13 protein-coding genes are annotated in these 12789 nt (G+C 65.6%); 7 read left to right on the forward strand and 6 right to left on the reverse strand.

The window, feature by feature from the left end; translation table 11 throughout:
- Positions 1-484: 484 nt before the first annotated feature.
- From QWJ41_RS22075 to QWJ41_RS17420, 4 genes are all read left to right on the forward strand, one after another.
- Positions 485-1015 carry a DUF6011 domain-containing protein gene (locus QWJ41_RS22075; RefSeq protein ID WP_369292736.1) on the forward strand — a complete coding sequence of 177 codons (531 nt, stop codon included), beginning with the start codon at positions 485-487 and terminating at the stop codon, positions 1013-1015.
- A 155-nt stretch (positions 1016-1170) separates the two neighbouring features.
- Positions 1171-1851, forward strand: coding sequence for a hypothetical protein (locus QWJ41_RS17410; RefSeq protein WP_302709698.1), 681 nt, complete (start codon positions 1171-1173; stop codon positions 1849-1851).
- Positions 1852-2834: 983 nt separating this feature from the next.
- Positions 2835-3146 (forward strand): hypothetical protein, encoded by a 312-nt coding sequence (locus QWJ41_RS17415; RefSeq protein ID WP_302709699.1) that lies wholly within the window; start codon positions 2835-2837, stop codon positions 3144-3146.
- A 129-nt stretch (positions 3147-3275) separates the two neighbouring features.
- Positions 3276-4190 (forward strand): tyrosine-type recombinase/integrase, encoded by a 915-nt coding sequence (locus QWJ41_RS17420; protein WP_302709700.1) that lies wholly within the window; start codon positions 3276-3278, stop codon positions 4188-4190.
- A gap of 62 nt (positions 4191-4252) precedes the next feature.
- On the opposite strand, the gene QWJ41_RS17425 is transcribed toward QWJ41_RS17420, so the two are convergent.
- The 5 genes from QWJ41_RS17425 to istA all read right to left on the reverse strand — a co-directional run bounded on the left by QWJ41_RS17425 (position 4253) and on the right by istA (position 8566).
- The gene (locus QWJ41_RS17425) at positions 4253-4627 is read right to left on the reverse strand and encodes a PH domain-containing protein (protein ID WP_302709783.1); all 375 of its coding nucleotides are present in this window, start codon (positions 4625-4627) and stop codon (positions 4253-4255) included.
- Positions 4628-4809: 182 nt separating this feature from the next.
- Positions 4810-5544 carry a hypothetical protein gene (locus QWJ41_RS17430; RefSeq protein ID WP_302709701.1) on the reverse strand — a complete coding sequence of 245 codons (735 nt, stop codon included), beginning with the start codon at positions 5542-5544 and terminating at the stop codon, positions 4810-4812.
- A gap of 146 nt (positions 5545-5690) precedes the next feature.
- Positions 5691-5912, reverse strand: coding sequence for a hypothetical protein (locus QWJ41_RS17435; RefSeq protein WP_160007269.1), 222 nt, complete (start codon positions 5910-5912; stop codon positions 5691-5693).
- Between the two features lie 348 nt (positions 5913-6260).
- The gene (gene istB / locus QWJ41_RS17440; RefSeq protein WP_302709702.1) at positions 6261-7040 is read right to left on the reverse strand and encodes an IS21-like element helper ATPase IstB; all 780 of its coding nucleotides are present in this window, start codon (positions 7038-7040) and stop codon (positions 6261-6263) included.
- Positions 7037-8566: an IS21 family transposase gene (gene istA, locus QWJ41_RS17445; RefSeq protein WP_302709703.1), complete on the reverse strand. Its 1530-nt coding sequence runs from the start codon at positions 8564-8566 to the stop codon at positions 7037-7039. Before istA ends, istB begins: the two co-directional genes overlap by 4 nt.
- 228 nt (positions 8567-8794) lie before the next feature.
- Between istA and QWJ41_RS17450 the strand changes: the two genes are divergently transcribed.
- The 3 genes from QWJ41_RS17450 (at position 8795) to QWJ41_RS17460 (ending at position 11710) form a co-directional block, all read left to right on the forward strand.
- A complete protein-coding gene (locus QWJ41_RS17450) occupies positions 8795-10048 on the forward strand; it encodes an IS110 family RNA-guided transposase (protein WP_302709705.1) in 1254 nt (417 codons plus the stop codon).
- 458 nt (positions 10049-10506) lie between these two features.
- Positions 10507-11061 carry a hypothetical protein gene (locus tag QWJ41_RS17455; RefSeq protein WP_302709706.1) on the forward strand — a complete coding sequence of 185 codons (555 nt, stop codon included), beginning with the start codon at positions 10507-10509 and terminating at the stop codon, positions 11059-11061.
- Positions 11062-11140: 79 nt separating this feature from the next.
- Complete coding sequence (locus QWJ41_RS17460) at positions 11141-11710, forward strand: hypothetical protein (RefSeq protein ID WP_302709707.1); 570 nt, start codon at positions 11141-11143, stop codon at positions 11708-11710.
- Positions 11711-11755: 45 nt separating this feature from the next.
- Here the strand turns inward: QWJ41_RS17460 and QWJ41_RS17465 are convergent, their stop codons facing one another.
- Positions 11756-12706 (reverse strand): class II glutamine amidotransferase, encoded by a 951-nt coding sequence (locus QWJ41_RS17465; RefSeq protein WP_302709718.1) that lies wholly within the window; start codon positions 12704-12706, stop codon positions 11756-11758.
- Positions 12707-12789 lie beyond the last annotated feature (83 nt).

Here is a 12789-nt window from a genome sequence, read left to right on the forward strand (position 1 = left end):
TCTCTCGTGACTCGCCTTGGCAGACGGGCACGAAAGTACGGGGACAAGTAGGTCGAGGGTGGGGCCACTTCAAGCCAGCACTACGGCTCCAAGTGGGGCCACTTCAGACTGGCACACTCACGCCACATACAGCGTCAGCGCACATATCTGGGTCCAGGCGGTACTAACGGACCGAGCGCTCCTGATAGTCAAGGGCGCCGTTCGCGCCAGGGTCACTCGAGTACCGCTGCCGCTCGAAATCAGGCGAGCACCAGCCGGGAGTAGGAAAGGTGTCCGGGTCCGAACGCCGCTTGGCCAAAAGACGCTCTGGGGCTGATACGGAAGTACGACACTCCTGAGACGCCGGTGGCCTGGAGTGACCGATGTGTCGACTTCCCCGCGCCATGGCGCGGCCCGGGGTTGGCCGCTGGGTTGCTCGAAACTAGATGAGGATGCCCAGCTTCTGCTCAACGCCTCTCGAGCGCTGTCGGACACCCTCGACCCCGTGCGGGCAGCGTCCGATCGACAGTCGCGCCCGTCGAAGAATCAAGTCTCCAGCATCGACATCGAGGCAATTACGGAAGCAACGCCCGACAGTGAACTCGCCGCCTCACCGGAACACACCGCGCCTACGCATGCGGTACGGCAGACTCGTCGGCGGACTCCTCGGCAGGCGCGCCAAGCGCCGGGGCCTAAACCACGCCGGCCCCGGCGACGTCGAGTTCGGAAACAGTGGGTTGGGTTACCGCCCTCCTCAACGGTCTGGGACCTGGCGGATAACTGCGTCAAGTGTGGTCGCCCCCTGACGGATCCCCGTAGCAGGCAGGCACGTGTCGGCACGAAGTGCATCCGAATCTACGGCTCGCAACAGCGAAAGATTCCTAACCCTCGACATGCCGCATGGACCGACAGGAAGGCCAAAGCCGACGCTGCATACATTGCAGACAAGGTTAGGGCCGATGCTGAGTATGCGCGCGCCAAGACCGCCTACGACCAAGCACGAGCGGAGTGGATCCGGGTTCGATCAGGGCGCTAGCTCATCGCTAAGCGCCGCACGAACCGGTGACGGGCCACCAGCGTCATGTCGCCGCCTGTTGGCATCGCCAGAAGGCACATGTCGAAATCGCCTGGGGCATGCGTGGCGGAGCCCGAATGCTGCCGACCTTCTCTGCGGCTCCCTAGGATCTAACCGTGGCCGAGCGAAACAAGAGCAGCGACGACCTCAAGACAGCCGTCGCCACGTTCATGGACCGGGCTGACAAGATCGTCGCCCACCCGCTTGCCGGCACCCATTCCACCATTAAGATCGTTGTCACCCAGGACCCTGAGAGCGGGACCGAGACGGCCAAGCTGGACCGGAACCTCTTGCCTGAGGAGCAGTGGGTCTACCTGGCCACGTTGATGCGGTCGGTGATCTTTCTGGAGCAGGAATCAATCAGTTTCAACGTGCTCACGAACCGCATCGAGCGAGAGCACGAGGAACTTCGGGGCAGACTGAAGGCGGGCCGCGAAGGGCTAAAGGCCTGGAAGAAGCACGTCTTCGTCTACTCGGGTCTCATCGGTGAAGCAAAGGTGCCACTACCCGAGGGGAAGACCGCGATCCAGCAGGTCAATTTCGGTCCTCCAGGCGTCTCTCCGAGTGGTGTCGATCTGGAGATGCTCTCGCCAGACTACGAATACGCCGACGCCTACCTGAACGCGCAGGTGTGGCACAGCGACAACGCCAAGGCTCGGATGTACCAGGCGGCGGGTGAGGACCAAAAGCAGCACTACCGGAAGTGCGCCGAGATCCGGGTCATCAGTGCAATCGACATCGTCGCGCAGCTTCGGCAGTGGATCCTCGATGCCCGAACGGACGGGTGGGACCTTTGAGCACGGCGCATCGCGTCGGCTGGCTGGCATCTCAGCTCGGGCGATCGCCCGAGCGTGCCGGGGTGAATGCGTCTATCCGCCGCGATCGCCGGACTCCCGCCCATTTGTTAGTCAACAGCTAGGGCACAGGCGGCCTCCACGACGTACGCGTCGTGGTCGGAGATGCGGGTCGCCTCGACGAAGGCTCGATGTCGCTGCTTGGCGCTGACGACCCAGGACTTGGGGACGGCGATGTGGTCGATGCTGAGGAGCCCTCGATCTGGTGCGGCGACGAAGCCGTGGGCACTTGGAGCCCCAGTCGTTCGACGGCCGAAAGCAGGGACCGCCTTCCGGCGACAGAGCCTGTCCACTCTCTGCCCGATAGGGCGTGGTTCCAGTCTCCGCCCCAGACCGCAGGTGCGCTGGCCTCAATCTCGGCAACTGCGGCGCTGGTCTTCTCGGCGCTGGTGACACCGACCCACGGGTCCCGGGTGCCACAAGAGCGCCAGGGGAGAATCGAGGAGCAGACGCGCAGCCCCTCCAGTTCGACCATGGCCGAGGCGCCGTGGGGATCCGGTTCAGGCGACATTGACAAGCGCGAAGCGACCGCAGCCCACCGTCGCTTGGGCGCCATCAGCAGCCGTCCGAGATGCAAGTCGTACCCCGGCACGTCGAGGCGCTCGGAGACCTCGGCAAGCAGCAGCACATCGCAATCCATCGTCCGAATGAGGGCGAGGTGTCGGGCGTCCCAACGTCCCGCAAGGTTCCATGTTCCGATGCGCACGAAGGCAGTCTCCCGGGGCCCTGCTCCGACGAGCGGGGCTTTCGCGAAACGTCTCGATCCGGGCACCTGCGAGGTCCTGAACTGTGCCTCATACCCCCGCTAGCGAGGAAGCGCGGCCTGGGATGCCCGCACTGTTTCTGAGAAGGCAGGTAGTGCCAGCTCGGCGGTGCGTCCAGCGTTTCGTGAGCTGTTACGTCGCCTGCGGAAGTAGCGTCCCGATATGACGCGGTACGAGTACGACGAGGAAGCCAGTCAGCAGCTTCACACGGACGTCGTCTATGAGATCGACGATGGACCCACTCCAGTGGCGCGATGGGTCGACGCGATGCGTCGGCTGAATTCCATCAACGATCCGCTCGCCCGACGCATCTTGGCCGTTCACCGAGACTGCGGCTCCGGTAGTGGCCCGTGCGACAGCGGCTTCGAGGATGAGCCGATCGCTCGCAAAGCTGACTGGGGCTGCGAGACCACATCTGCGATTGCTGGTCACTTCGGAGTCGACTATCCGGTTGCGCCGCCCGAGTCCGACTGAGCGCGTCTATTCGCCGCTCAGCGGACGCGGACGCTCGTGGCGAGAGGACTAGCGTCGAGAGGTCCAGACTCCCGGTCGCGTTGACGGCGGGCGGGACCGGACAGAACCAGGCCGCCGCGAGGCGGCTCCATGTCAGGCACGACAGCACTCCTGCCCTTCCGACCGACCGATATGTCGCCCGCCCAGCTGGCGGCGGTCTCTTACCTTGTTCGCTACTCCGGACACACCCACCGGCTGTATGCCTTCCAGCTGCGACGCTGGTTCGCCTGGTGCGAAGACCACGGGCTTGACCCCTTGCAGGGGATTCAGCGCGCTCACATCGAGCTCTACGTCCGCCAACTCGGCGACTCCGGCCTGATGGACTCCTCCGTCGTCACGATGATGCACGCGGTCCGAGGCTTCTTCCGGTTCGCGCACATCGACGGGCTCATCGTCTCCGACCCAGCTGTCTACGCGAGGCTCCCGAAGGTCCATCGCGACGAGTCTCGAACCCAGGGACTGGACCGGCTCGAACTCATCCGGTTCCTCCAGGTCGCTCAGACCCTCACCGTTCACCACGGTGCTCTGGCCTTCCTGCTCGGCATCAACGCTCTTCGAGCATCCGAAGCCGCTGCCGTGCGGATCGAGGACTACGCCGAGACCCTTCGAGGCCACCGCGTGCTGCACCTGATCGGTAAGGGCAATAAGCCCGCCACCATGCCGATCACCGTCCCGGTCCTACGCGTCCTGGAGGCCTGCCGCGGCCAGCGCACTACCGGACCACTCATCCTCCGACCAGTCTCGGGCAATCCGATCGATCGCCGCGACGCATACCGGATGGTCGCCCGAATCGCGAAGGTCGCCGGCATCCCCCGCCATATCAGCCCGCACTCCCTGCGGCACGCTGCCATCACCAACGCGCTTGACGCAGGCGTCCCACTCCGAGACGCCCAGATCCTGGCCCGACATGCCGACCCGCGCACGACAGAGCACTACGACCGCGCCCGCGGCAACCTGGACCGGCACGGAGTCCACTTTCTGACCGCCTACGTCGCTGGCGTGTAAGAGTGCACGCCTCGATTCCCCCGCGGATGAGGGCGGCCGTGTTCGCATGTCCGGGCCTGTGACTACTTGAGCACCGCCCACGCAATCAAAGCGTCCAATCGGCGAATGTCGGCACCTTTGCCGACCTTGATCTTGATGTGTCCGGCCCTCGTCCACATCTCAAGCTCGGCATTAGTGTCCAGCAGCCCCCCGGCATTCTCGGATGACCACATATTGATGGCGCTGTACGGCAGGGAGTAGATCTCGACCTTCTTTCCGGTCATGCCCTGCGCGTCGCGGACGATCAGACGCTTGGTCGTGAAGATCGCGCTGTCCCGGAAGGTCTTGAACGCGGCGACCGGAGTCTCACCCTCCACCATGAGACCAGCCACGTCGGGCGGGATGGGAATCTCTTGCATGAAGGTCCATGCGGTAATCGCTGAAGTTTCGGGCGCCATGCCCGCCACCTTAGTAATAATCGGTTCCGACCACAGGAAGTTGCTTGAGGCGGCACAGTCGCGAACTGCGTCTCTCGTCCGCGTGCGTGTCATTCCGCCGCGTAGGGCGCATCGCTGAGAGCCGGAACACGGGAATCTTGATCAAGCCGTACAGACGCCGAGCCGTCTAGGCGGGAGTCGTCTCACCCGACGTTAGCGAGAATCTGACTTTGGGTCTCGAGGTGCCGGCGCAGGTGGACCACGACTCCGCCGTCGGAATCCTGCTCGTCCAGATCATCTAGCTCGACCGAGTAGGACTCGGCCAAGTTCGGGGTGTGGGCCGTCACGATCTCGAAGAACGGCAGCAACTGGTCGAGCGTGAACGAGACAGCGTTTCCCTCCTCCGAGTACGCCTGAACGGCAGTCAGATCTGCAGCGAGTTGATCGACGATCTTCGGGCTTAGGCGAGCTTCGCGGGCGGCGGTGAGGTACTCCTCAAGCGACGTCCCGAGGTTGGTCATGCACTGCGGCACCCCCACGGACGCCTCGACGAGTGCTTCGGCTTCGAGGTGGGTCGGAACTGCCGCATCGGCAGCCCGCTTCCATTTGGTGTAGCCCCAGGTGATGCCAATGCCGAGGAGCGCTGCGCCCGCAAGCATTCCACCAGCGGCTTTCGGGTCGACCTTCGAGAGGTCCAGCTTCGACAGTTCGAACTTGGGCAAGCTCACCTTCGAAAACTTCTCGGCTGCCTCCTTGGCCACCAGCTCGACAGTGGGCGCCTCATCCAGAAGAGCCGCGATCTGCTTGGTCGCTATGTCGCGGACGACGCCTCCGATTCGGTAGAGCTCACCCGCATCGATGCGCGCCTGGATGTCCGAGGGGATGATCAAGCTTGCCTGAACGATCGCCGGGATTGTGCTGGCCGGATTCGATTCCATTCGCCGATACTAGGGCTGGGCACCGACAAGCGTCCTCAGCCTTGCGGCCCCCTCCCCGCGGTCGTGCGCGGCGGCCAAGCGGCGCTGCGTCTTTCCGCCGCTTCCGCACCAGCAGTCTCTAGCCACTATCGTTAGCAACTGACGAGTCAGGCGAGAATGCGCACGTACCTGCTCCGAGTGTTGAGGCGCTCAGCCCTTCCCTGAGCTTTGAGTTCCTTCATCGCGATGGACCTAGCCTTCGCAGCCTCCGCATAGCTGAGGCCGTATTCACGCTCGAGCCACGGACGGATGGCCGTCATCACTTCGTCGCCGGGCTGGCCCAGGGACCTCAAATAGTCGTAGACGATTGATGTGTAGTCGTCGGCCATGCTGACCCCTCTGCTCATCGAAACTGACGAGTGACGCCCGCGGAACTCGAGCGTATCCCTGCTCGTGGACTCAAGAATGCCGTTGTGGCGACTTGCTGCGTCCTTCCGCCGCCTGTCGGTGCATCTCGACGCGCCGACTGCAGCTGTGAGGGTGCCTGAGACCACGGCGGCAGGCTTCGGTGCAATGACCCGTTCGGGGTATGGCCGTCCCAGTGATCGTCTGTCAAGGGCCAGTGAGAACTGCCCAGGGGCGGTCATGAAACCTGCCCGGTGACGGTCACGAGATCTGCCCGGTGGTGGCCATGGGATCTGCCCACGGGGGGCTTTGGCCACCACGGTCCAGGGTGGTCAGCTCAAGGGGTTCACCCCCTGGCCTGCGAGTGCCTGGGTGAGTCGGACTGACTCGCCTGAGGTCTGGCAGACGTGGGCGTGGTGCAGCAGCCGGTCGACGGTGGCGGTGGCCAGCGTCTTGGGCATCAGCTCGTCGAACCCGGCTGGGTGCAGGTTCGAGGAGATCGCGACCGAGCGTTTCTCGTAGGCGGCATCGACGAGGCGGTAGAGCCCTTCGGCGGCGTCGGTGGCGACCGGGAGTAGCCCGATGTCGTCGACGATGACGAGGTCGGCTCGCAGGATGCGGGCGATGGCCTTGGACACGGTGTCGTCGGCACGGTGGCGGCGCAGTAGCACCCCGAGGTCTTCCAGGGTGAACCAGGCGACCTTCAGCCCGGCCTCGACGGACTGCTGGCCCAGCGCCTCGAGCAGGAACGTCTTCCCGGTCCCCGATGGGCCGCACAGCACGAGGTTCTCGCGGCGGTGCACCCATTCCAGGGTTCGTAGCGCCTGCTGGGTCGGTGCGGGAATCGAGGAGATCTCGGGCTGCCAGGCATCGAAGGTCTTCCCGGTCGGGAATCCCGCGGCGGCGCGGCGGGTGGCCAGGGCGGAGCGTTCCCGGCCGGCGACCTCCTCGACGAGCAGCGCCTTCAACACCTCGACCGGTTCCCAGCGTTGCGCTTTAGCAGTCGCGACGACCTCGGGGGCGTGGCGGCGGATGTGCGGTAGCCGCAGCTTGCGCAGCAGGTCCTCGAGTTCGGTGGGCAGCGGCGGCGCGGCCGCTGTCGTGGTCCTCATCGACTCACCCCATCCACGCCGTGGCCGTCGTGGCCGTCGTGCTGGCCGAGTCGGGCCCACGCGCTGGTGCCCTGAGTCAGCGAGGAGTCTTCGCTGGCGCGGTGCACATCGCGCTCGCCGGCTGCTGCTCCTCGGGCGTGGTGGTCGAGGATCGAGGACAGGTCGGCCTCGGCGAACCGGCCGTGCACGGCGGCGTGACCGAGTGCCCAGTCGACCTCGACGGGGTCGAACAGCTTGGCCAGGCTGAGTGCTTCGGCCATCTTGACCCGCATCTTGGTGGTGCCCGCGGCGGCGGCCTCGACCAGCCACAACCTCGCGCCCTCGCCCAGGTCGAGGAACTCTGATTCGGCGGCGTTCTTCGCGCGGGGTCGTCGATCCAGCGGCCCGGAAGGCTGAGCCGGGAAGTGCTCATCGATCAGCTGCGGGCTGCCGGGAGTGGCCCGTCGGTGGCGCGCGACCTCGATCGGGCCAGCCTCGCCGACGTGGACGATCACGACCTGCTCACCATCACCGACGCCCTGGGCGCGCACCCACACCGTCGCCCCGAGCAGGGTGTGCGGGACCGAGTACTGCCCGGACTCGAACGTCACCATCGGCGTGTTGCCCGGCACCATGCGGGTGGTCCCGAACGCGACCGTGTGCGGTGCCGCCGCCACCGGGTGCAGCCGGGCCCGCTCCTCGGCGAGCATCTGGTCCGGCGGTCGCTTCGTCACCCGATGCGCCCGGGTGTTGACCTTGGCGCAGAACGCCTCGCACGCCGCCTCGAGCTCAGCGAAGCTGGTGTAGGCCTCACGCAGGTTGGTGTCCTTCGGGACGATGTCGGCCTTGCTGATCTTCACCGACGACTCCGTGCCGCCCTTGGACGCCGGATCGGCCGGCACGCAGGTGTGGACCACCACCGAGTAGTGCTCGGCGAACGCGACCAGCTGCGGGTTGCGGACCGCGATCCCAGCGATGTGCTCGACGGTGACGGTCTTCTCGTTGTCGGTCAGCACGTAGGTCGGCACCCCGCCCAGGCGCCGGAACGTCTGATCCAGGGCAGCGAACACGCTGGGCATCGTCTTGTCCCGCAGCGGGAGCACGACCCGGAACCTCGACCAGGCCAGCCAGGCCACGAACAGCACCGTCTTCACACCATCGACGACCGGGCCGTCGCCGTAGTCGTACTGCAGCCACATCCCCGGCTCGGTGACCCACGGCCGGTGCACCCGCACCCGACCGGCGCGGTAGTCGGTCTTGACCTTCGCCACCGCCCGGCGGGTGGTGCGCTCCGAACCGGTGTAGCCCAACGCCACGAGCTTCTCGTGGGCCACGTCAGCGCGGACCTTGCCCAGGGACCGCTCGACCCACTCCTCGACCTTGTCCAGGTAGGCATCGATCAACTGCGGGCGCGCCGCGGCCTTGTCCAGCACGCCGGCCGCAGCGCGGCGCTCGACGTAGTGCTTCACGGTGTGGTGCGAGCAGCCGGCCAGCTCGCCGGCATCGCGCAACGACCCGGTCAGGTCGTAGGCATCCAAGATTTTCATGATCGCCTCAGGCCGTAGCCACGGCCGCCCCGGAGGATGAAAATGGTGCTGGGACCCGGCCGGGTGACGTCGCGGGAGATTGGTGCTTTCGAGCCCGCGCATGAACGGGACGCTGGGGCCACCAACAGGAATCCCGGATTGTTGCCTTGGAGCACGCGACTGATCGTCTTCGCACCCTGTGGCCCTCCCGGCCGTGTCTCGCTTGGTACAACGGAAGGAGACATGGTCATGGAGACATTCGCGGAGCGCGTCGCGGGCATCGACATCGGCAAAGCCGACGTCAAGGTCTGCCTACGCGTTCCGAGCACACGCGTAGGGCGACGCCACAGCGAGATACGCACGTTCGCAACGACCACCCGTTCACTGCTGGCGCTGCGCGACTGGCTCATCGAGGAGCAGGTCACGTTGGTCGGGATGGAGTCCACCGGCGAGTACTGGCGACCGGTCTACTACCTGCTCGAAGAGATCGTCGAGTGCTGGCTGATCAACCCTCAGCACATCAAGGTCGTACCGGGCCGCAAGAGCGACGTCTCCGACGCCGCCTGGATCGCACAACTGGTCGAGCACGGCTTGGTCCGGCCCAGCTTCGTGCCACCACCACCGATCCGGAGGCTCCGCGATCTGACCCGCTTCCGGTCCTCCCTCATCCACGACAAGACCCGCCAGGTGCAACGACTGCACAACGTCCTGGAGGATGCCGGCATCAAGCTCTCGCTGGTCGCTACCGACATCATGGGCGTCTCTGGACGCTTGATGATCTCCGCCTTGATCGCGGGCCAGCGAGAGCCCGAGCAGCTCGCTGAGCTGGCGCTGGGCAGGCTCAAGAAGAAGAACGCCGCGCTCATCGATGCCCTGACCGGCCGCTTTGACGACCACCACGGCCTACTCGCTCAGATGATGCTCGACCAGATCGACAGTCTCGATGCCGCGGTCGCCAAGCTCGACATCCAGATCGACGCCTCGATTGAGCCCTTCCGGCAGATCCAGGAGCATCTGGTCACGATCCCCGGGGTCGGGAAACGAGCGTCGGAGGTGATCATCGCCGAAACCGGCGCCGACATGGCCAGGTTCGCCACGCCCGGTCACCTCTCCTCCTGGGCCGGCCTGTGTCCAGGTAACAACGAGTCTGCCGGCAAACGATTCTCCGGAAAGACCCGCAACGGCAACGCCTGGCTATGCGGAATCCTCGGCGACTGTGCCACCGCCGCCGCGCGCAGCAAGAACACCTACATCGCCGAACGACACCGGCGACTGCAACGACGCCGCGGACGCAAACGGGCCAAAGTCGCCATCTCCCGCACCATCCTCGAGTCCGCCTGGTGGATCATGAGCCGCAACGTCGACTATCAAGACCTCGGTCCGGAGCACTTCCTCACCAGGACGCCCAACCCCGCCCGCCGGGCACACAGACTCGTCCTTGAGCTTCGCGCCCTGGGCTACGACATTCCTGCCCTGACGACTCCGGCAGCCATCTCAACGTGAGCCTCTACGGTCACTGCATTTTCGACTGATCTCCTCGGCAGACTTCACGGTGTCCCTTCCTCGGGGGCAATGGGGCGCTTCAGCACCGCTCATCGCACCCGAGGAAGGGGCCTTAACCGCGCAAGGCGGTCAGGCAGACGACGTCGTGTCGGGCAGATCCCATGACCGCCAGCGGGCAGTTCTCATGTCCGCCAGCGGGCAGCCTCGTGGCCGTCTCCGGGCAGTTTCTCGTGGCCGCCGACAATCGTCCTTCACCATGGCGATTTGGGAGGGCCCGAATGACGAGCGCAGTGCTATCCGCGAAACCACAAGCGTCTTGGCGGGACGACCTCGTTGGCGCCGCCAGAGCCCTGTCCGTACTCACGTTGGTAGGCGGAGTCTGCGGTGCGTTCGTCGTCGGGGTGTTGGGACGGCTCGCGATGCTCCTGCTCGCCGCCCTCAACCCAGACGCCACTGGAGTGACCAGCGACGACGGTTTCGTGATGGGCCAGGTGACCCTGACAGGCTCCGCTCAACTGGCGCTAGCCGGGTTGCAGTTCGGAGTGATCGGTGCGGGGTTCTACGTGATTGTTCGCGGCCTGATGATCGGTCCCTCTTGGTTCCGTCTCCTGTCGATCTCGCTCGGTCCCGCCATCGTGATCGGGGCCATCGTGGTCCACACGGACGGAGTGGACTTTCAGCTCCTGGGACCGTTGTGGCTCGCAGCGGGTCTCTTCATCGCTCTCCCAGCCGCCTACGTCGCACTGCTGCACGTCCTCGGAGAACGCGCTCTCGAACGCTGGAGCCCGCCCAACGCGCTCGTCGTGGTCGGGCTCGCGCCGTGGGTCCTCCTGCTCCCGGTGACCCTTGCGTTGGCGGCAGGTTTCACAGCGTTCCGCTCGCTGCGCCGCTACGACACTGGTCGCGCGCTCCTCGTCAGCGCCTGGCCCGCTTGGATGCTGCGGGCCGGCCTGGCGGTCCTGTTCGTGGCAGCTCTCATCGACCTGCGCAACGATCTTGTCGACCTCAGCTGAGGACCCCTCGGCCTCGAAGCGCCAGCGGGGACAGTCCCTGCCAGCGGGACGACGCCGCTCCTGGGCGACGATCTCGGCGGTGACCGGAGCAGCCTGGGCGCTGTTCCTGCTTCCCCCGCAGCTTGTCGCCTGGGACAGCCAGGAAGCACCGTCGTGGGCGCGTTCGGCCGACAGCCTGCCCGTCTACGCCCTGGTCCGGAACCTCAACGGCGCCGGCGGGCTCGAGCTGTACGCCTGGGCAGGAGTGCTGCTGGTTCCCGCATGGATCCTGATCGGTTGGCCGCTGTTCGGCTACGGCAAGCTGCCTGGCGTGGTGGGTGTCTTGTTCCTCCTGGGCGCCCCGGTGTCTGTCGCCAGCTACCTGGCAGAGAGCGCCCCAGCTCCGTGGCGCAGCCTGTGGGGCGCTGAGATCTTCGTGCTGCTCGCGATCCCGGTCGCCGCCATCGCAGCGGCGATCTCTGCCAGATCCAGGCACTTCCCGACCTGGTGGTGGGCGCTGATGGCCAGCACGCTCCTGGTCACCGTCGCGTCCACAGCCGCGTTCGGATACTTCCCGCACGGCACCCTCATCGGACTCGGAGTCGAAGTTGGTGCGCTGGCGCTACTGCCCACCTGCCCCCGCTCCCGCAGCGTCGCCACCCTCGATTGATCCGGGCGCTGAACCGCCGCCGGCCCCTGCTGACGTCCAGCGCGCCTAGACCCTCAACGTCTTGATGGTCTTGGTGACGTGCTTGCCCCGGTTCTCCAGGAAGGCGATCTCACCGAACTCGAGGTGCGACCAGCCGTCGTCGCTGTCTGTCAGTGGCTCGGAGGCGAAGATGGCGGCCGTCGCCTCCTCTTCGGAGCGCACCTCGAAGTCATAGGACGTCTCGTCGTGCTGGAAGTTGCGACCCAGTTGCAGGTACATCGGCTCCGGGAGCATCGAGAGAGCGAAGTCGCTCGTGCCCGGGCCGGATTCTCGTAGCTCTCTCCAGTCGCCGACCGGGTTGGCCTCGCCCTGGTGTCCGAGACCGACGTTGACGCCGATGATCCGATTCGGGGATACCAGGGCCAGCTTCAACTTGGTCAGGCCCGCGAGGTCGAGATCCTTCATCGCCTGGGCGATGAGCTGGAGCATCTCCTCGATCGCTCGCTGGACCTCCTCGTCGCTGTCGCCCTCCATCAAGGAGAGCAGCAGCACGTAGAGGAACTCCGTGTCAGTCGTGCCCCGCATCTGCTTCAGGTACTTGTCCTCGCAGTGCTGCAACAGCTCCCGCTGCAGGAGCACCCAGTTCGGCAGGTCGCCGTTCTGGGCAAGGATCCACGGGGTCTCTTCGACGGAGAAGGGGTGGCAGTTCTCGTCGGCCAGCACAGTCTTCGAGTTGTAGGCGGCTGCTCGAACATGTGCGAGCATCGTGCTGGCCTGGAGGCTGGGAATGATGCGGTCGGCGTTGTCGTCGTAGAACGCAGCCATCGGCCGGCGGTAGATGAAGGGCTTTTCCGGCCTGAGCAGATGCTCACTCCAGGCCCCGAATCCCCACCCTGCCAGCTGAAGCTCCGGGTGACGCGCTGGGTCGAGGGACTGGTTGATCAGACTGTTCTCCGGCAAGAGCAGCAGGCTCTCCAGAGGTGTTTCCGGCCCGATGTAGGCGAGTACCCGGCACATACGCTTCCTTCGCTCACAAGTCGATGTACGGCGATCACTTCGACCACGAGCGCGCCAGCCTAGGGCCCAGGCGGCGACGTTCG

Origin of the sequence: Nocardioides cremeus, assembly GCF_030518195.1 — a bacterium.
Taxonomy (GTDB): domain Bacteria; phylum Actinomycetota; class Actinomycetes; order Propionibacteriales; family Nocardioidaceae; genus Nocardioides; species Nocardioides cremeus.